This is a genomic window from Streptomyces sp. 5K101 (genome assembly GCF_046506645.1).
GTDB lineage: Bacteria > Actinomycetota > Actinomycetes > Streptomycetales > Streptomycetaceae > Streptomyces.
On sequence record NZ_JBKFFO010000011.1, the window covers coordinates 206964 to 226329 of the forward strand.

A 19366-nucleotide genomic window follows, 5' to 3' on the forward strand; every position below is an offset into this window, starting at 1 on the left:
AAGAATGCGTTCACCCGTACGTTCTACCTGATCGTCCACCCGTACTCCGCCATCCGTTCCTTCAGGGCCCGGACCTCCTCGGGCGAGGCGCTGCCCGCGTCCGCGGCCGGCTCCGCGAGGCCGGTCTCGAAGGCGGCCTCCACCACGGTGCCGAGCGACCCCTCGTCCACCAGCTCGCGCAGCACGACGAGCAGGGGCGCGATCTCGTCGTCCGTGACGGCACAGCAGGCCTGGATCCGGCAGGCGTCCGTCGCGGGTTCGACGGGTGGCACGGCCGCAGGCTGACACGGAGCCCGCGGCCGCCACCAGCGGATATCAGACCCGCGGCTGCTGCTGCGTAATGCAGTGGATGCCGCCGCCGCCCGCGAAGATCGTCCGCGCGTCCACGAGCGTGACCGTACGGCCCGGGTAGAGCCGGCGGAAGATGCCCGCCGCGATCTCGTCCCGCGGGTCGTCGAAGGCGCACAGCACCACGCCGCCGTTGCAGACGTAGTGGTTGATGTACGAGTAGTCGACCCACTCGCCGTCCTCGTCGCGCAGCACCGTCGGCGCCGGGACCTCGACGACCTCGATCCGGCGGCCCTTGGCATCCGTCTGCGACCTCAGGAGCTCGACGTTCGCCTTGCAGATCTCGTGGTCGGGGTGGGCCGGGTCGGGCTGGGTGTGGGTGACGACGACGCCCGGCCCGGCGAACGCCGCGACGATGTCGACGTGGCCGCGGGTGCCGTACATGCCGTAGTCGCCGGTGAGGCCGCGCGGGAGCCAGATCGCCTTCGTGGTGCCGAGGCGGGCGTGGACCTCGGCCTCCACCTGCTGCCGGGTCCAGCCGGGATTGCGCTCGGGGCCGAGCTGGACGGTGTCCGTGAGGAGGACCGTGCCCTCGCCGTCGACGTGGATCGCGCCGCCCTCGTTGACCAGCGGGGAGGCGTGGACGGGCACGTCCGCGAGGTCGGCGACATGGCGGGCGATCTTGGAGTCGTGCTCCCAGCGGGCCCAGTCGGCGGCGCCCCAGCCGTTGAACACCCAGTCCACGGCGACCAGTCGGGTGCCGTCGGTGACGAAGGTGGGGCCGATGTCGCGCATCCACGCGTCGTCCAGGTCCCGCTCGACGACGTCCATGTCCGGGCCGAGCAGTTCGCGGGCCGAGACCGACTGGCCGATGCCCGCGATCACGGTCACCGGTTCGAAGCGGCGTACGGCGCGGGCCACCGCGGCCCAGGCGGCGCGGGCATCGGCCAGCTCCCCGTCGCCTGCGAACGTGGGGTTGGGGCCGGGCCAGGCCATCCAGGTGCGCTCGTGCGGGGCCCATTCGGCCGGCATGCGGAAGGTCACGTCACGTCCTAGAGGAAGTAGAGGCGGTTGAGGGAGACGGACTCTGCGGGCTCGGAGCGGATCGGGTCGCCGTCGAGCATGACCAGTCCGGTCCTGGCGTCCACGGAGACGTCTCCGGTACGGGAGTTGAGGAGCAGGTCGCGGGGGCCGATGCCGCGGGTGCCGCGCACGGCCACGCGGCGGCGGTGGGTCGGCATCCGGTCGCCGCCGAGGTCGACGGCCGCCTGGGCGACGAACGCGACCGAGATGTCGGCCGGGGTGGCCCCGTACGCGCCGAACTGGGGGCCGAGCACGAGCGGTTCGCAGGTGTCGGTGGCGGCGTTGGGGTCGCCGACGACGCCGTAGGCGGGGAAGCCCGCCTTCAGCACGAGCTGCGGCTTCGCGCCGAAGAACTCCGGCCGCCACAGCACGATGTCGGCCATCTTGCCGACCTCGATGGACCCGATCTCGTGCGCGAGGCCGTGGGCGATCGCGGGGTTGATGGTCAGCTTGGCCATGTAGCGCAGGACGCGCGCGTTGTCGTCGTGCGCGCCGTCGCCGTCCAGGGGCCCGAGCTCGGCCTTCATCTTCCCGGCCATGGCGAAGGTGCGGCGCACGGTCTCGCCCGCGCGCCCCATGCCCTGCGCGTCGGACGACGTGATGCCGATCGCGCCGAGGTCGTGCAGGACGTCCTCCGCGCCCATCGTCCCGGCCCTGATCCGGTCCCGGGCCATCGCCGCGTCGCCGGGCAGGTCGGTCTTCAGGTCGTGGACGGAGACGATCATGCCGTAGTGCTCGGCGACGGCGTCCCGGCCGAAGGGCAGGGTGGGGTTGGTGGAGGAGCCGATGACGTTCGGCACGCCCGCCATCTTGAGCACGTTGGGCACGTGTCCGCCGCCGCAGCCCTCGATGTGGAAGGCGTGGATCGTCCGGCCGTCCAGGACGCGCAGCGTGTCCTCGACGGACAGGCACTCGTTGAGGCCGTCGCTGTGCAGGGCGACCTGGACGTCGTGCTCCTCCGCCACGCGCAGGGCGGTGTCGAGCGCCCGGGTGTGGGCGCCCATGTCCTCGTGGACCTTGAAACCGGACGCGCCGCCCTCCGCGAGGGCCTCGACGAGCGGGGCGGGGTCGGAGGAGGAACCGCGGCCGAGGAAGCCGATGTTGACGGGCCAGGCGTCGAAGGCGCTGAACGCGTGCTTCAGCGCCCAGGGCGAGTTGATGCCCACGCCCCACACCGGGCCGAACTCCTGGCCGATGACAGTGGTGACGCCGGAGGCGAGCGACGCCTCCATGATCCGCGGCGAGAGCAGGTGGACGTGGGTGTCGACGGCGCCCGCGGTCGCGATCAGTCCCTCACCGGAGACGATCGACGTGCCGGTGCCGACGACGACGTCCACGCCGTCGAGGGTGTCGGGGTTGCCGGCCCGGCCGATCGCGTGGATCCGTCCCTCGCGGATGCCGATGGAGACCTTGCGGATGCCCTGCACGGCGTCGATCACAAGAACGTTGCTCACCACGACGTCGCAGGTCTCGCGTACGGCCGCGGCCTTGAGGTGCAGCCCGTCGCGGGCGGTCTTGCCGAAGCCGGCCAGGAACTCGTCGCCGGGCTTCTGGGCGTCGGACTCGACGCGCACGACCAGTCCCGAGTCGCCGAGGACGACCCGGTCGCCGGCACGCGGCCCGTGCACGGCCGCGTATTCGTGGGGGTCGATGCTTCGGGGTGCGGGCCGGTGGTGGTCGTGGTGCCGGGTGGGCCTGCTCATCGTGTCACTCCTTCCACGCCCAGGTAGCCGCAGGCGGCCGCCCTGCGCAGGGCTTCGTCCTTCGCGCCGGGCGCGTCCAGCGGTCCGTCGACCAGGCCGGCGAACCCGACGGCGATCCGGTCGCCGCCGATGGGCACGAGGCCGACCTCCGCCTCGCCGCCCGGGTCGAAGCGGACGGAGGAGCCGGCCGGCACCGCGAGCCGCATGCCGTAGGCGGCGGCCCGGTCGAAGTGCAGCCGCGGGTTGGCCTCGAAGAAGTGGAAGTGCGAGGTGACGCTGACCGGCACGGGCGCGGTGTTGCGCACGGTGAGGACGACGTCCGGCTCACGGTCGGGGTCCGCCGGGCCGGGCAGCAGCGCCCCGGGCGCCTCTGCTCCGCACGCGCCGCCTTGGATGGGGTCGGAGACCACCGCGAGGCGGGAGCCGTCGTCGAAGACGGCCTCGACATGGACCTCGGTGACGATGTCCGCGACACCGGGGAGGACGTCGTCGGGACCGAGCACCGAGCGGGCCGCCTCGATCGCCTCGGCGAGCCGCCGCCCGTCGCGGGCGGCCTCGCAGACGGTGTCGGCGATGAGCGCGGTCGCCTCCGGCACGTTGAGCCGCAGTCCGCGGGCGCGCCGGGCCCGCGCCAGCTCGGCGGCGCCGAACAGCAGCAGGCGGTCGCGCTCGGTCGGGGTCAGTCTCACGTCACCACACCTCCATATTTGAGTGTGACTCTAACAAGCGCATGTCATGACTGAAAGCCTTGCCTTGCACCCCGGCACAACTCACATTGAGCAGCACTTAATTAGAGCATCACTCAAATATCGAGCGAGAGGGGCACCTCATGCCGGTGGAGCAGCGCGGAGTCGACACGATCCCCGAGCCGGAGCGCACCAGCACTCCCAGGGATCTCATATCGATCCTCCTCGGGTCCAACCTCTGCCTGGGGGTGATCGTCTTCGGCTGGCTGCCGGTCTCCTTCGGTCCGGGCCTGTGGCCCGCGGTCACCCCGGTGGTGGCCGGCACCGTCGTCGGCGTCGCGGTCACCGCCCCGCTGGCCCTCATCTCCCTGCGGACCGCGACCAACCTGTCGACCTCCAGCGGCGCGGCCTTCGGCGTGCGCGGCCGGCTCGTCGGCTCGGTCGTCGGGCTGCTGCTCTCGCTCGGCTACACCGCGCTGACCCTGTGGATCGGCGGCGACGTGATGCTCGGCACGCTGGCCCGGATCGCCGGCGTGCCCACCGGCGGCGTCGCGCACACCGTGGTCTACGCGCTGCTCGCCGCCTGCACGGTGGTCGGCGCGGTCTACGGCTACCGGCTGCTGCTGCGGCTGAGCCGGATCCTCGCGGTCGGCATGACGGTGCTGCTGCTCGGCCTGATCGCGTACGCGCCCGATCTGACCACCGCCGCCCCGCCGGACACCCCGTACCTGCTCGGCTCGTTCTGGCCGACCTGGCTGCTGTCCGCCGTCGCCGCCGGTCTGAGCGGTCCCATCGCCTTCATCACCCTGCTCGGCGACTACACCCGCTACATCTCGCCCGAGCGGCACAGCCCGCGCCAGGTGCTGCGGGCGACCTGTCTGGGGCTGACGGCCGGCCTGCTCGTGCCCCAGCTGTTCGGCACGTACACGGCGCTGGCCGCGCGTGCCGGACTGGACTACGCCGGGCCGCTGGTCGCCGCCTCCCCCGCCTGGTACGTGATCCCGCTGCTGGTCGCCGCGGCGGCCGGTTCGGTCGGCAACGCCGGTCTGATGCTGTACTCGATGGGCCTCGACCTCGACGCCATCCTGCCGAAGGCGACGCGCACCCGGGCCACGCTCGTCGTCGCCGTCGTGGCGACCGGATTCGTCTTCGTCGGCCACTTCGTGTGGGACGCGCAGTCCGCGATGACGTCGTTCGTGCTGCTGCTGACGGCGATCGGCACGCCGTGGACGGTCATCACGCTGACGGCCCACGTCCGTCTGGGCGGCGAGTACGACGCGGAGGCTCTGCAGGTCTACAACCACCGTGCGCAACGGCGGCGCCTACTGGTTCCGCGCCGGCTGGCACCGGCGCGCCACGGCGTCCTGGGCGCTGGGTGCGGTGGTGGGCCTGGCGGCCGTGTCCACCCCCCTCTACGAGGGCCCGCTGCTGGCCCTGACCGGCGGCGTCGACTGCAGCTTCATCCTGTCGGGACTGGTGGGCGGCATCGCCTACGCGGCACTCGGCGCGCGGACGCAGCAGGCCCCGCAGCCTGCCGTACAGGGTGCGGGGCCCGGAGCCTGAGCCGGTTCAGCCGAGCTGGTGGGTCCAGCCGTGGACGTCCTCCGCCTTGCCGGTCTGGATATCCAGCAGCGCCTTGCGGAGCTGCATCGTGACCTCGCCCGGCTCGCCGCCCGACTGCGTCCACTCGCCGCCCGCGGACTTCACCCGGCCGACCGGGGTGATGACCGCGGCGGTGCCGCAGGCGAAGACCTCCTTGAGGGTGCCGTTCTCGGTGTCGGCCCGCCACTGGTCGATGGAGACGCGGCCCTCCTCGGGGGTGTAGCCGAGGTCCTTGGCCAGGTGGAGGAGCGAGTCACGGGTGATGCCGGCGAGCAGCGAACCGGTGAGCTCGGGCGTGACGATGCGGTCGTCGTACACGAAGTACAGGTTCATCCCGCCCAGTTCCTCGACCCACTTGTGCTCGACGGCGTCGAGGTAGGCGACCTGGTCGCAGCCCTTGGCGGCCGCTTCGGCCTGGGCGAGCAGGGAGGCCGCGTAGTTGCCGCCGGTCTTGGCGTCGCCCATGCCGCCGGGGACGGCGCGGACGCGGTTCTCGGAGAGCCAGATCGAGACGGGCTTGACGCCGCCGGGGAAGTACGCGCCGGCGGGCGAGGCGATGACGATGAAGAGGTACTCATTGGCCGGGCGCACGCCGAGCCCGACCTCGGTCGCGATCATGAACGGACGCAGGTAGAGCGACTCCTCGCCGCCGTGCGCGGGCACCCACGCCTTGTCCTGCTCGACGAGCGCGTCACAGGCGGCGATGAACAGGTCCACGGGCAGCTCGGGCATGGCCAGACGGCGCGCCGAGGCCTGGAAGCGCTTGGCGTTGGCCTCGGGGCGGAAGGTGACGACCGAGCCGTCGGGGCGGCGGTACGCCTTGAGCCCCTCGAAGATCTCCTGCGCGTAGTGCAGGGTCATGTTGGCCGGGTCGATCGACAGCGGCGCGTACGGGACGAGCTCGGCGTCGTGCCAGCCGCGGCCCTCGGTCCACTTGATCGTCACCATGTGATCGGTGAAGTGCCGGCCGAATCCCGGGTTGGCCAGGATCGCCTCACGCTCCGCGTCGGACAGCGGATGCGAGGAGGGCTTGAGCTCGATCGTGGGCGTCGTCATGAGTGCAGTGTCCTTCACCGGTTGTCAGTGGCGGACCGCGCTCACGCCGACTGCTTGGACGTCCGAGCATTGCCGGCCGACACGGCCCGTGCCCGATTATCGCGCGCGGGAGTCCGGTCTTCGTGGCGTGGGTGCGGCCCAGGGTTCGATGGTGGCACCCGGTGGCCGTACAGGAAAAGCCGCCGGGCGCGGTGGGAATGCGACCCGGCGGCTTCTGGGGAGTCCGGGGGACACCCCCGGAAAGGTGGTCCGGCGGGTCAGCTCGCTACTCGTACCGCGAGCGCGTCGCCGATCTCGTCCGTCGTGCGGACGGTCTCGGGGGTGCGAGCCGCCAGGTCGGCGGCGACCGCGTCCTCGATACGGACGGCCTCGTTCTCGTAGCCCAGGTGACGCAGGAGCAGGGCGACGGACAGGATGGTGGCGGTCGGGTCCGCCTTGCCGGTGCCCGCGATGTCGGGCGCGGAGCCGTGGACGGGCTCGAACATCGACGGGAACGCGCCCGTCGGGTTGATGTTGCCGGAGGCCGCCAGGCCGATGCCACCGGTCACGGCAGCGGCGAGGTCGGTGATGATGTCGCCGAAGAGGTTGTCGGTGACGATGACGTCGAAGCGCTCCGGCTGGGTGACGAAGAAGATCGTCGCGGCGTCGACGTGCAGGTAGTCGGTCGTGACCTCGGGGTACTCCTGGCCGACCTTGTCGAAGATGTTCTTCCACATGTGGCCCGCGAACACGAGGACGTTGTTCTTGTGGACGAGCGTCAGCTTCTTGCGCGGACGGGCCTTGGCCCGCTCGTACGCGTCACGCACGACGCGCTCCACGCCGTACGCCGTGTTGACGCTGACCTCGGTCGCGACCTCGTGCTCCGTGCCGGTGCGCAGGGAGCCGCCGTTGCCCGTGTACGGGCCCTCGGTGCCTTCGCGGACGACGACGAAGTCGATGTCCGGACGGCCGGCGAGCGGGGTCGCGGTGTTGGGGAAGAGCTTCGACGGGCGCAGGTTGACGTAGTGGTCGAAGGCGAACCGCAGCTTCAGCAGCAGACCGCGCTCCAGCACGCCGGACGGCACCGACGGGTCGCCGATGGCGCCGAGCAGGATCGCGTCGTGGCCCTTGAGGGAGTCGAGCTCCGCGTCGGGGAGGGTCTCCCCCGTGCGGTGCCAGCGGCTGGCGCCGAGGTCGTACTCCTTGGTCTCCAGCTTCACATCCTGCGGGAGGACGGCGGCAAGGACCTTCAGGCCCTGCGCCACGACCTCCTGGCCGATGCCGTCACCGGGGACTACTGCGAGATTGAGGCTGCGAGACATGTCGGCACCCTACTCCCCGTCCCATTCAATGACACACCGCGTCCGCCATGTGGACACGCGTGTCGTACGGGGATCGCTGCGGATCAGTGACCGGTCGAGCCGCCGTTGTCGCGGCGGTCGAGGGCGCGCTGCAGGGCCGCGGCGGCGTTCTTGCGGTCGGCTTCGCTCGTGCGGGAGGCGTGACGGACTCGGCGGACGGTCTCAGCGGGCATGATGATCGACTCCTTGGAATCAGAAGAGATTTCGAAGGCGCCGGAAGGGGCGGGGAGCGGTGCCGCAGGGGTTGCCTGCCTCGTGCACGGGCTCACGGCCGCCATTCGCTGGATCGAGCGAGACGTTCGGCTCCTACAAAGCTAGGCGAGTCTCGCTCTCCTGTCTCCACAATTACTCGGACTTCCTACTATCTGAGACGCGCCCCGTTTCCGGGGGCCCGTTCACTCGACGCCACTGGGTGCGGGGCCACGGCAATCCTGGCTACCGTCACGATCATGACGACTCACACAGCGCTGACCGTGCACCAGATCGCCCGCCCGACCGGCTTCCCCAGCGCGTCCGACTTCGCCTTCACCGAGGCGCCCGTGCCCGCGCCGGGCCCCGGCCAGGCGCTGGTGGAGAACCTGTACTGGTCCGTGGACCCGTACCACCGTGAGGAGATGGACGGCGGCTGGGCGCTGAACAGCCCGCTGGAGGGGCGGACGATAGGCCGGGTCGTGGCGTCCCGGGACGCCGGACTGGCCGAGGGCGATCTCGTCTTCCACCGGGCGGGATGGCGCACCCACGCACTCGTGACGGCCGGCGCCGACGGGACCCGCACGCTCCGGGAGTACCGAGGGGTTCCGCTCTTCGCGCACCTGAGCATCCTGGGCGGCACCGGGCTGACCGCGTACGCGGCACTGACCCGCACGCTGCGGCTGCAGGCCGGCGAGGACCTGTTCGTGTCGGCCGCCGCGGGCGGGGTCGGTACGGCGGCGGGCCGCATCGCCCGGCTGCTCGGCGCGGGCCGGATCGTGGGCAGCGCGGGGTCCGCGGAGAAGGTCCGGTACCTGACCGAACGGGTCGGCTACGACGCGGCGTTCGACTACCACGACGGACCGGTGGCCGAGCTGCTCGCGAAGGCGGCGCCGACCGGCATCGACGCGTACGTGGACAACGTGGGAGGCGGCCATCTGGAGGGCGCCATCGCCGCGTTGCGCGAGTCGGGCCGGATCGCGTGGGTCGGGGCGATCGCGCAGTACAACACCGCCGAGCCTCCGCCCGCGCCCCGCAACCTCTTCGACGTGGTCGGCAAGTCGCTGCGCCTGGAGGGTGTGCTGGTGCGCAACCACGCTTCCCTGCAGGGCGAGTTCGAGGACTTCCTCGTCCCGCACCTGCACAGCGGTGCCGTCACCGCCGACGTGACGGTCGTGCAGGGCTTCGAACGGATCGTGGAGGCGTTCCTCGGGATGCTGCGCGGCGAGAACACGGGGAAGATGCTGATCGCCGCCTGACCTCGTCGGGCCACGCGCCCGGGACGGCGGTCGTGATCGACGACTTGCCGGCCGGGCGCGTTTCCCGGCTCGGCACGTTCCCCGACCTGGCACGTTTCCGGCGCGTGAGGACATGAGAACCGCCCCCGTCCCGGCTCGGGGGTCCAGGAGGGGGGCGGTGTCAGGCGGGGTGCCGGGCGTCAGCCCATGTGCGGGTAGGAGTAGTCGGTCGGCGGGACCAGCGTCTCCTTGATCGCGCGGGTCAGCGTCCAGCGCATCAGGTTCTGCGGGGCGCCGGCCTTGTCGTTGGTGCCGGAGGCGCGGCCGCCGCCGAAGGGCTGCTGGCCGACGACGGCGCCGGTCGACTTGTCGTTGATGTAGAAGTTGCCCGCGGCGTAGCGCAGCTTGTCCATCGCGTCGGCCGCGGCGGCCCGGTCACCGGCGATGATCGAGCCGGTCAGCGCGTACGCGGACACCGACTCCATCTGTTCCAGCATCTCGTCGTACTTGTCGTCCTCGTAGACGTGCACGGCGAGGATGGGGCCGAAGTACTCGGTCGTGAAGACCTCGTTCTCCGCGTCGGAGCACTCGATGACCGTCGGGCGGACGAAGTAGCCGACCGAGTCGTCGTAGGTGCCGCCCGCGACGATCGTGCAGGACGGGTCGGACGTGGCGCGGTCGATCGCGGCCTTGTTCTTGGCGAAGGCACGCTCGTCGATCACGGCGCCGATGAAGTTCGTCAGGTCGGTGACGTCACCCATCGTGAGGCCGTCGACCTCGGCGGCGAACTCCTCCTTGAAGCCGGAGTTCCAGATGGAGGCCGGGATGTAGGCACGCGAGGACGCGGAGCACTTCTGGCCCTGGAACTCGAACGAGCCGCGGGTCAGCGCGGTCTTCAGCACGGCGCGGTCGGCGCTCGGGTGGGCGACGACGAAGTCCTTGCCGCCCGTCTCGCCGACGATGCGCGGGTAGGAGCGGTACTTCTCGATGTTGTTGCCGACCGTCTTCCACAGGTGCTGGAAGGTCTTGGTCGAGCCGGTGAAGTGGATACCGGCGAGCATCGGGTGGTTCAGCGCCACCTCGGAGACCGCGATGCCGTCGCCCGTCACCAGGTTGATGACGCCCTTGGGCAGACCTGCCTCCTCCAGCAGCTGCATCAGCAGCACGGCGGCGTGGGTCTGGGTCGGGGACGGCTTCCAGACGACGACGTTGCCCATCAGCGCGGGCGCGGTCGGCAGGTTGCCGGCGATGGCCGTGAAGTTGAACGGGGTGATCGCGTAGACGAAGCCCTCGAGCGGGCGATGGTCGAGGCGGTTCCACACGCCCGGCGAGTTCGCCGGCGGCTGCTCGGCGAGCAGGTCGCGGGCGTACTTGACGTTGAAGCGCCAGAAGTCGACGAGCTCGCAGGGGGTGTCGATCTCGGCCTGCTGAGCGGTCTTGGACTGGCCGAGCATGGTGGAGGCGGCCATGGTCTCGCGCCAGGGGCCGGCCAGCAGCTCGGCGGCGCGCAGGATGATCGCGGCGCGGTCGTCGAAGGACATCGCGCGCCAGCCCGGGGCGGCGGCGAGCGCGGCGTCGATCGCGTCCTGCGCGTCCTGCTGGGTGGCGCCGGCGAAGGTGCCGATGACGGCCTTGTGGTTGTGCGGCTGCACGACGTCGACCCGCTCGCCGCCGCCCATCCGCTTGACGCCGCCGATGGTCATCGGCAGCTCGATCGGGTTCTCGGCCAGCTCCTTGAGCTTGGCCTCGAGGCGGGCGCGCTCGGCGGAACCGGGGGCGTAGCCGTGCACCGGCTCGTTGACCGGTGCGGGGACCTGGGTGACAGCGTCCATGACTTCCGTGACTCCTTTGCGAGGGTGGGGAGGGGCTCGGCCCTGGAATCGGTTCTGGGGGTCTGTGCCCGGGTTCAGTTCTTGGTGATCATCGAGCGCACGAAGAACAGCAGGTTGGCCGGCTTCTCCGCGAGGCGACGCATGAAGTAGCCGTACCAGTCGGTGCCGTACGCGGTGTAGACGCGCATCCGGTGTCCCTCGGCGGCGAGGCGGACGTGCTCGTCGGTGCGGATCCCGTACAGCATCTGGAACTCGTACTCGTCCAGTTTGCGCCCGGCGCTGCGGGCGAGCTCCTGGCCGATGGCGATCAGCCGCGGGTCGTGCGACCCGATCATCGGGTAGCCGTCGCCCTCCATCAGGATCTTGAGGATGCGGACGTACGCCTTGTCGATCTCGGCCTTGTCCTGGATCGCGACGGAGGCGGGCTCCTTGTAGGCGCCCTTCACCAGGCGCACGCGGCTGCCGTTCGCAGCCAGCCGCCGGGCGTCCTCCACCGTGCGGAACAGGTACGCCTGGATCACGCAGCCGGTCTGCGGGAAGTCCTTCCGCAGCTCCTCGTGGATGGCGAACATCGAGTCGAGGGTGGTGTGGTCCTCCGCGTCCAGCGTGACCGTGGTGCCGATCGCGGCGGCGGCTTCGACGACCGGACGGACATTGGCGAGGGCCAGCTCGTGTCCCCCCTCCAGGCACTGGCCGAACATCGACAGCTTGACGGACATCTCGGCACGAGGGCCCAGGTCCAGCGGCTCGAGGTGCTCGATGAGCTCCAGGTAGGCGTCGCGCGCGGCGGTCGCCTGCTCGGGCGTGGTGATGTCCTCGCCGACGACGTCGAGGGTGACCTCGAGGCCCTTGGCGGCGGCGTCCTCGACGACCGGGATGACCTGGTCGACCGTCTCACCGGCGATGAACCGGGCGACGACCTGCTTGGTCCCCGGGGCGGCCGACACGAAACGGCGCATCTTGTCGCTGCGCGACGCGGCGAGGATCACGGGACCCAGCACGGGGCACCTCCACGGAACAGGTGTTGAAGGGGGCCGCAGCCGAACGTCTTGCGGACGTGTCGGGAACAGCACGAAGAACCACCGTGAAACTTAAGGATCGCTCGGTTCGGGGGCCATCGACAGCTGTCACGCATCCGTGTCCCGGATCTCAGACACATGTCTGAAGGGTGCGAGAATGGCGCAATGAAGGGCGATTACCAGGACCTGGTCGACGAGATCTCCGCGCTGCTCGCCATGCCGGCGACGCTGGAGAACCGGGACTTCGGGCTGATCGCCTTCGGCGCCCACGACAGCGACAGCGCCTTCGACGAGACCACGCTCGACCCGGTGCGCACCCGGTCGATCCTGACCAGGAAGTCCACCCCGGCGGTACGAGCCTGGTTCGAGGGCTTCGGCATCGCCCGCGCGACGGGTCCGGTCCGCATCCCCGCCGCCCCGGACGCGGGCGTCTTCCGTGACCGCATCTGCCTGCCCGTACGGCACCGGGGCGTCGTCCTCGGCTACGTGTGGCTGCTCGACGCCGACCCGGGTCCGACCGTGGAGCAGCTCGCCGCGGCCATGCAGGTGGCGGAGCGGATCGGCACGCTCATGGCCGACGAGGAGCGCGCGGGCGCCGACCTGTCGCGCGAGCTGCGGGCGGTGCTGGCCGCCGCGCGGGGCTGGCAGTACGACATGGCGGTGGCCGCGCTGCGTACGGCGCTGGGCGCGGACGCCGACGGGACGCACGCCGTGGTGTGCGTGACGCCCTGGCCCGTGGACGACGCCCCGTCGGCCCGCGCACTGCCCGGGGCGGCGGCGCTGTGCACGCTGCCGCTGCGGGCGGGGGCCGCGTCGGGCGCGGCGTCACACGGGAGCGAGAAGTGGGCGGGGGTGCGGGCCGTCGCCGCGCTGGTGCGGCTGCGGTCGGCGGACAGCGCGGCCCCCGCGCTGGCGGTCGCCACACGGCTGCGCGACGCGGCGGCGATGGGCTCGCCGCCGGCAGGAGCCGGGGGCGCGGCCGCCGGCGTGGCCTCGGCGCGGCGCGGGCTCGGCGAGCTCGACGGGGCGTGGCGGGAGGCCGCGTCCGCCGCCCGTGCGGTACTGGCCGAGCCCGGGCTCGGCCCGGTCGCCCGGTGGTCGGACCTCGGCCCGTACCGGATGCTGACGGCCCTGCCCGAGGGCGCGGCCGACGACCCGGCCGTGCGGGAGCTGCTCGCCCCCGCCCACGCGGAACTGACCCGGACCGCCGAGGTGTTCCTGGACTGCGCGGGCCAGGCGGGCCGCACGGCCGCGGCCCTCGGCATCCACCGGCAGACGCTCTACTACCGCCTGTCCCGCGTCGAGGCACTGACCGGCCTGGACTTGGACGACGGCGAGCACCGGCTGCTGCTGCACATGGCCCTCAAGGGCGCGCGGCTCTGATCCGGCCGCCCTGGAGATTGTCGATCGCCGTGAGGTCGATGCCGACGGAAAGGGCACGGACAACTGAGCCGTTCACGGTGGATGCCGGTGGCGACATACGCTGCCGTGCGCCCGGCTGTGACCGGATCCAGCTCGTAGACGTGGACCACCGGGTAGTGGTCTCCGCCACAGCCCCGCCGGGGCCCGCCCACGGCCGCCAGGCCACAGGGCAGGTTGCGGTGAAAAGGCGGCGGCCACCCACCGCCGCCGGGCCGCAAGGCAGGTTGCGGTGAAAAGGCGGCGGCCACCCACCGCCGCCGGGCCGCAAGGCAGGTTGCGGTGAAAAGGCGGCGGCCACCCACCGCCGCCGGGCCGCAAGGCAGGTTGCAGCGCGGGGACTGGGGGCCGGGCCCCCGGTCACGGTGGCGGGGACACGCGGAAGGGCCCGGGGCTGTTGCCCCGGGCCCTTCCGTACGCGTGCGTGGGCGCGTCACTCCGCGAGGTTCACCGAGCGGGCCGACGTCGCGCCGATCTCCTCCGCGATCTCCGAGAGGACGGACTGCGGCACGGTGTCGTCCACCGTCAGGACGACGAGCGCCTCGCCGCCCTCCTCCGACCGCGAGACCTGCATGCCCGCGATGTTGAGACCCGCCTCGCCGAGGATGCGGCCGACCGTGCCGACGACGCCGGGACGGTCCTCGTACCGCAGGACGACCATGTGGTCGGCGAGCGCGAGGTCCACGTCGTAGTCGCCGACGGCGACGATCTTCTGGAGGTGCTTGGGGCCGGCCAGCGTGCCGGAGACCGCGACCTCCTCGCCGTCGGAGAGCGTGCCGCGCACGGTGACGACGTTGCGGTGGTCCGGGGACTCGGAGCTCGTCGTCAGGCGGACCTCGACGCCGCGCTCCTGCGCGAACAGCGGTGCGTTGACGTACGAGACGGTCTCGTCGACGACATCCTCGAAGACGCCCTTGAGCGCGGACAGTTCGAGCACCTTGACGTCGTGCTGGGTGATCTCGCCGTAGACCTCGACGTCGAGACGGACCGCGACCTCGCCCGCGAGCGCGGTGAAGATGCGGCCGAGCTTCTCGGCGAGCGGCAGGCCCGGGCGCACGTCCTCGGCGATGACCCCGCCCTGCACGTTGACCGCGTCCGGGACGAGCTCACCGGCGAGCGCGAGGCGCACGGAGCGGGCGACGGCGATACCGGCCTTCTCCTGCGCCTCGTCCGTGGACGCGCCGAGGTGCGGGGTGCAGACGACCTGGTCGAGCTCGAACAGCGGGGAGTCGGTGCACGGCTCCTTCGCGTACACGTCGAGGCCCGCGCCGGCGACCCGGCCCTCCTTCAGCGCCGAGTACAGCGCCTCCTCGTCGACGATGCCGCCGCGGGCCGCGTTGACGATCCGGACCGTCGGCTTGACCTTGTGCAGGGCCTCGTTGCCGATCAGGCCGAGCGTCTCGGGCGTCTTGGGGAGGTGGACGGTGATGATGTCGGAGACCTCGAGCAGCTCGTCGAGCGTGAGGAGCTTGACGCCCATCTGCGCGGCGCGTGCGGGCTGCACGTAGGGGTCGTACGCGACGATCTTCATACCGAACGCGGACATGCGCTGGGCGACCAGCACGCCGATGCGGCCGAGGCCGACGACGCCGAGGGTCTTCTCGCTGAGCTCGACGCCCGTGTACTTCGAGCGCTTCCACTCGCCGTTCTTCAGGGCGGTGTTCGCCTGGGGGATGTTGCGCGCGGTGGCGACGATCAGACCGCAGGCGAGCTCGGCGGCCGTGACGATGTTGGACGTCGGGGCGTTGACGACCATGACGCCGGCCTTGGTGGCGGCGGAGACGTCCACATTGTCCAGGCCGACGCCGGCGCGGGCGACGACCCGCAGTTTCCTGGCCGCGGCGATGGCCTCCGCGTCGACCTTGGTGGCCGAGCGGACCAGGATCGCGTCCACGTCGGCGATGGCAGGGATGAGCTCCGCGCGGTCGGCGCCGTTGCAGTGCCGGATCTCGAAGTCCGGACCGAGCGCGTCGACGGTCGCGGGCGACAGCTCTTCAGCGATGAGTACGACAGGTTTCGAGCTCACGTGAGTCCTCACATGTCCGGTGCAGACGGCCGTCCCGACGGCCGCAGCGGTGGAGGGGGCTAGCCGCGTGGAAGACGCACGACACTGTGGGCCTGACGCGAATGTATTGATGAGTGTAGTGGTGCACCGGCGTCGGTCTTGCGCCGCGGTGGAAGGATCACTCGTCCGTGGCTGGACGAAGTGGCGGAGGCGAGGGGGCCGGATGCGGCCCCCTCGCCCGGCCGGTCACGCCTCGTCGTTGTCGACCCAGCTCATGAGCTTGCGCAGCTCCTTGCCGGTGGTCTCCAGCAGGTGGTTCTCGTCCTGCGTCTTGTACTCGTTGTACTTCTTCAGACCGCCGTGGTACTCGTCCATCCAGTTCTTGGCGAACGTGCCGTCCTGGATCTCGGCGAGGACCTTCTTCATCTCGGCCTTGGTGGCGTCCGTGATGATGCGCGGGCCGGTGACGTAGTCGCCCCACTCGGCGGTCTCGGAGACGGACCAGCGCATCTTCTCCAGGCCGCCCTCGTACATGAGGTCCACGATCAGCTTCAGCTCGTGGAGGCACTCGAAGTAGGCGATCTCCGGCTGGTAGCCGGCCTCGGTCAGGGTCTCGAAGCCCGCCTTGACCAGCGCCGCGGTGCCACCGCAGAGGACGGCCTGCTCGCCGAACAGGTCGGTCTCGGTCTCCTCCTTGAAGGTCGTCTTGATGACGCCCGCGCGGGTGCCGCCGATGCCCTTGGCGTACGACAGCGCCAGGTCGAAGGCCTTGCCGGTGGCGTCCTGCTCGACGGCGGCGATGCAGGGAACGCCGCGGCCCTCCTCGTACTGGCGGCGGACCAGGTGGCCCGGGCCCTTGGGGGCGACCATGGCGACGTCGACACCGGCCGGCGGCTTGATGAAGCCGTAGCGGACGTTCAGGCCGTGGCCGAAGAACAGGGCGTCGCCGTCCTTCAGGTGCGGGGCGATGTGCTCCTCGTAGACCTGGGCCTGGATCGGGTCCGGGACGAGGATCATGATGACGTCGGCCTCGGCGGCGGCCTCGGCGGGCGTCACCACGCGCAGGCCCTGCTCCTCGGCCTTCGCCTTGGACTTGGAGCCCTCGTGCAGACCGACGCGGACGTCGACACCCGAGTCACGCAGCGACAGCGCGTGGGCGTGGCCCTGGCTGCCGTAGCCGATCACCGCGACCTTGCGGTTCTGGATGATGGACAGGTCGGCGTCGTCGTCGTAGAACAGCTCGGCCACTGGGATTCTCCTTGGAGTGCTGGTGTTGCGTCCCACCGTACGGCGGGAGGGGATGGGGAGGTCTACGGGTCTCGCCAGGCGAGAAGGTGCGTCAGGCGGAACGGTCCAGGGCGCGCAGCGAGCGGTCCGTGATGGACCGGGCGCCACGCCCTATGGCGATCGTGCCGGACTGGACGAGCTCCTTGATGCCGAACTGCTCCAGCATCTTGAGCATCGCCTCCAGCTTGTCACTCGAACCGGTGGCCTCGATCGTGACGGCCTCGGGCGAGACGTCGACGGTCTTGGCGCGGAACAGCTGGACGATCTCGACGATCTGCGAGCGCGTCTCGTTGTCCGCGCGGACCTTCACCAGCACGAGCTCGCGCTGGACGGCGCCGGCGGGCTCGAGCTCGACGATCTTCAGGACGTTGACGAGCTTGTTGAGCTGCTTGGTCACCTGCTCCAGCGGCAGGTCCTCGACGTTGACCACGATCGTGATGCGGGAGATGTCGGGGTGCTCGGTGACACCGACGGCCAGCGAGTCGATGTTGAAGCCGCGGCGGGAGAACAGGGCGGCGATCCTGGCCAGGATGCCGGGGGTGTTCTCCACCAGGACGGAGAGCGTGTGCTTGGACATGTGCGTCGTACCTCTTCCTACGGCTCTCAGTCGTCTTCGTTGTCGCCGAAGTCGGGGCGGACGCCACGGGCGGCCATGACCTCGTCGTTGGAGGTGCCGGCGGCGACCATCGGCCACACCTGGGCGTCCTCGTGGACGATGAAGTCGATGACGACCGGGCGGTCGTTGATCGCGTTGGCCTCGGCGATGACCTTGTCCAGGTCGTCCGGGGACTCGCAGCGGATCGCGTAGCAGCCCATGGCCTCGGACAGCTTGACGAAGTCCGGGACGCGGGTGCCGGCGCTCTTCTCCGTGCCGGTGGCCTCGGGGCCCGAGTGCAGCACCGTGTTGGAGTAGCGCTGGTTGTAGAACAGGGTCTGCCACTGGCGGACCATCCCGAGGGCGCCGTTGTTGATGATGGCGACCTTGATCGGGATGTTGTTCAGGGCGCAGGTGGTGAGCTCCTGGTTGGTCATCTGGAAGCAGCCGTCGCCGTCGATCGCCCAGACCGTGCGGTCCGGCTGACCGGCCTTGGCGCCCATCGCGGCCGGGACTGCGTAGCCCATCGTCCCGGCGCCGCCCGAGTTGAGCCAGGTGGCGGGCTGCTCGTAGTCGATGAAGTGGGCGGCCCACATCTGGTGCTGTCCGACGCCCGCGGCGAAGATCGTGCCCTCGGGCGCGAGTTCGCCGATGCGCTGGATGACCTGCTGGGGGGCGAGGCTGCCGTCGTCGGGCTGCTCGTAGCCCAGCGGGTAGGTCTCGCGCCAGCGGTTGAGGTCCTTCCACCACGCGGTGTAGTCGCCGGTGTTGCCCTCGTTGTGCTCGGCCTGGACGGCCTGGACCAGGTCGGCGATGACCTCGCGCGCGTCGCCGACGATCGGGACGTCGGCGGTGCGGTTCTTGCCGATCTCGGCCGGGTCGATGTCGGCGTGGACGATCTTGGCGTACGGGGCGAAGCTGTCCAGCTTGCCGGTGACGCGGTCGTCGAAGCGGGCTCCGAGGGCGACGATCAGGTCGGCCTTCTGCAGCGCGGTGACGGCGGTGACCGAACCGTGCATGCCCGGCATTCCCACGTGCAGGGGGTGGCTGTCGGGGAACGCGCCCAGCGCCATCAGGGTGGTGGTGACGGGGGCTCCGGTGAGCTCGGCGAGGACCTTCAGCTCGGCGGTCGCGCCGGCCTTGATGACGCCGCCGCCGACGTACAGCACCGGGCGCCTGGCGGCGGTGATGAGCTTGGCGGCCTCGCGGATCTGCTTGGCGTGCGGCTTGGTGACCGGGCGGTAGCCGGGCAGGTCCGTCTGCGGCGGCCAGCTGAAGGTGGTCCGCGCCTGGAGGGCGTCCTTGGCGATGTCGACCAGGACCGGGCCCGGGCGGCCGGTCGAGGCGATGTGGAACGCCTCGGCGATGGTGCGCGGGATGTCCTCGGCCTTGGTCACCAGGAAGTTGTGCTTGGTGATCGGCATCGTGATGCCGCAGATGTCCGCCTCCTGGAAGGCGTCCGTGCCGATCGCCTTGGAGGAGACCTGGCCGGTGATCGCGACGAGCGGCACGGAGTCCATGTGCGCGTCGGCGATCGGGGTGACCAGGTTGGTGGCGCCCGGGCCCGAGGTGGCCATGCAGACGCCGACCTTGCCGGTGGCCTGCGCGTATCCGGTGGCCGCGTGGCCGGCGCCCTGCTCGTGGCGGACCAGGACGTGACGGACCTTGGCCGAGTCCATCATCGGGTCGTACGCCGGGAGAATGGCACCGCCCGGAATGCCGAAGACCGTCTCGGCCCCTACTTCCTCGAGAGAGCGGATGAGGGACTGCGCACCCGTGACGTGTTCGACGGTGGCGGAGGGCTGTCCGCCGCTACGGGCCCGCGGCTGGGGATGGTGGGCCCCGGTGGCCTGCTCGGTCATCGGCTTCTCTTCTCGATGCTGAGGGTTTTTGCGAGGGTTTGGTGCGAATTCGGTACGTGGCGGTGCAACAAAAAACCCCTCGTGCCGTGAGGCAAGCGAGGGGAGCGCGTCGGGAGTGTCCGCAGAGCCTGATCGGTGCGGCTCTGCTCAGCCGACGCGCTT

The 19366-nt window shown here is 70.9% G+C and carries 15 protein-coding genes and 1 pseudogene; 3 read left to right on the forward strand and 13 right to left on the reverse strand.

The window, feature by feature from the left end; genetic code table 11:
• Positions 1-23: 23 nt before the first annotated feature.
• Genes ACLB9X_RS22265 through ureA form a run of 4 tightly spaced genes read right to left on the reverse strand, consistent with a single transcriptional unit; the run spans position 24 to position 3763 of the window.
• Positions 24-272: a hypothetical protein gene (locus ACLB9X_RS22265; protein WP_410362127.1), complete on the reverse strand. Its 249-nt coding sequence runs from the start codon at positions 270-272 to the stop codon at positions 24-26.
• Positions 273-315: 43 nt separating this feature from the next.
• Positions 316-1332 (reverse strand): agmatine/peptidylarginine deiminase, encoded by a 1017-nt coding sequence (locus tag ACLB9X_RS22270; protein ID WP_410362128.1) that lies wholly within the window; start codon positions 1330-1332, stop codon positions 316-318.
• Between the two features lie 8 nt (positions 1333-1340).
• Positions 1341-3074: an urease subunit alpha gene (locus ACLB9X_RS22275; RefSeq protein WP_410362129.1), complete on the reverse strand. Its 1734-nt coding sequence runs from the start codon at positions 3072-3074 to the stop codon at positions 1341-1343.
• Positions 3071-3763 (reverse strand): urease subunit gamma, encoded by a 693-nt coding sequence (gene ureA, locus ACLB9X_RS22280; RefSeq protein WP_410362130.1) that lies wholly within the window; start codon positions 3761-3763, stop codon positions 3071-3073. Before ureA ends, ACLB9X_RS22275 begins: the two co-directional genes overlap by 4 nt.
• A 140-nt stretch (positions 3764-3903) precedes the next feature.
• Between ureA and ACLB9X_RS22285 the strand changes: the two are divergent.
• A pseudogene (locus tag ACLB9X_RS22285) lies at positions 3904-5323 on the forward strand (cytosine permease).
• Between the two features lie 6 nt (positions 5324-5329).
• On the opposite strand, the gene ACLB9X_RS22290 reads toward ACLB9X_RS22285, so the two are convergent.
• The 3 genes from ACLB9X_RS22290 to ACLB9X_RS22300 all read right to left on the reverse strand — a co-directional run bounded on the left by ACLB9X_RS22290 (position 5330) and on the right by ACLB9X_RS22300 (position 7931).
• A complete protein-coding gene (locus ACLB9X_RS22290; protein WP_410362131.1) occupies positions 5330-6418 on the reverse strand; it encodes a branched-chain amino acid aminotransferase in 1089 nt (362 codons plus the stop codon).
• Between the two features lie 257 nt (positions 6419-6675).
• Entirely contained in the window at positions 6676-7719 is a 1044-nt protein-coding gene (locus ACLB9X_RS22295) for a 3-isopropylmalate dehydrogenase (protein ID WP_410362132.1), read from the reverse strand.
• Positions 7720-7802: 83 nt separating this feature from the next.
• The gene (locus tag ACLB9X_RS22300) at positions 7803-7931 is read right to left on the reverse strand and encodes a hypothetical protein (RefSeq protein WP_410362133.1); all 129 of its coding nucleotides are present in this window, start codon (positions 7929-7931) and stop codon (positions 7803-7805) included.
• Positions 7932-8207: 276 nt separating this feature from the next.
• Between ACLB9X_RS22300 and ACLB9X_RS22305 the strand changes: the two genes are divergently transcribed.
• Positions 8208-9206 carry an NADP-dependent oxidoreductase gene (locus ACLB9X_RS22305; RefSeq protein ID WP_410362134.1) on the forward strand — a complete coding sequence of 333 codons (999 nt, stop codon included), beginning with the start codon at positions 8208-8210 and terminating at the stop codon, positions 9204-9206.
• Between the two features lie 179 nt (positions 9207-9385).
• Here the strand turns inward: ACLB9X_RS22305 and pruA are convergent, their stop codons facing one another.
• Positions 9386-11017 carry an L-glutamate gamma-semialdehyde dehydrogenase gene (gene pruA, locus ACLB9X_RS22310; protein WP_410362135.1) on the reverse strand — a complete coding sequence of 544 codons (1632 nt, stop codon included), beginning with the start codon at positions 11015-11017 and terminating at the stop codon, positions 9386-9388.
• Between the two features lie 74 nt (positions 11018-11091).
• The gene (locus tag ACLB9X_RS22315) at positions 11092-12018 is read right to left on the reverse strand and encodes a proline dehydrogenase family protein (RefSeq protein ID WP_410362136.1); all 927 of its coding nucleotides are present in this window, start codon (positions 12016-12018) and stop codon (positions 11092-11094) included.
• Positions 12019-12201: 183 nt separating this feature from the next.
• Here ACLB9X_RS22315 and ACLB9X_RS22320 point away from each other — a divergent pair, with 183 nt between their 5' ends.
• Positions 12202-13419 carry a PucR family transcriptional regulator gene (locus tag ACLB9X_RS22320; RefSeq protein WP_410362137.1) on the forward strand — a complete coding sequence of 406 codons (1218 nt, stop codon included), beginning with the start codon at positions 12202-12204 and terminating at the stop codon, positions 13417-13419.
• A 469-nt stretch (positions 13420-13888) separates the two neighbouring features.
• Here the strand turns inward: ACLB9X_RS22320 and serA are convergent, their stop codons facing one another.
• The 4 genes from serA to ACLB9X_RS22340 form a co-directional block, all read right to left on the reverse strand.
• The gene (gene serA / locus ACLB9X_RS22325) at positions 13889-15481 is read right to left on the reverse strand and encodes a phosphoglycerate dehydrogenase (protein ID WP_410362138.1); all 1593 of its coding nucleotides are present in this window, start codon (positions 15479-15481) and stop codon (positions 13889-13891) included.
• A 225-nt stretch (positions 15482-15706) separates the two neighbouring features.
• Positions 15707-16708, reverse strand: coding sequence for a ketol-acid reductoisomerase (gene ilvC, locus ACLB9X_RS22330; protein ID WP_410362139.1), 1002 nt, complete (start codon positions 16706-16708; stop codon positions 15707-15709).
• Between the two features lie 91 nt (positions 16709-16799).
• Positions 16800-17324, reverse strand: coding sequence for an acetolactate synthase small subunit (gene ilvN, locus ACLB9X_RS22335; RefSeq protein ID WP_410362140.1), 525 nt, complete (start codon positions 17322-17324; stop codon positions 16800-16802).
• A gap of 26 nt (positions 17325-17350) precedes the next feature.
• The gene (locus ACLB9X_RS22340) at positions 17351-19204 is read right to left on the reverse strand and encodes an acetolactate synthase large subunit (protein WP_410362141.1); all 1854 of its coding nucleotides are present in this window, start codon (positions 19202-19204) and stop codon (positions 17351-17353) included.
• Positions 19205-19366 lie beyond the last annotated feature (162 nt).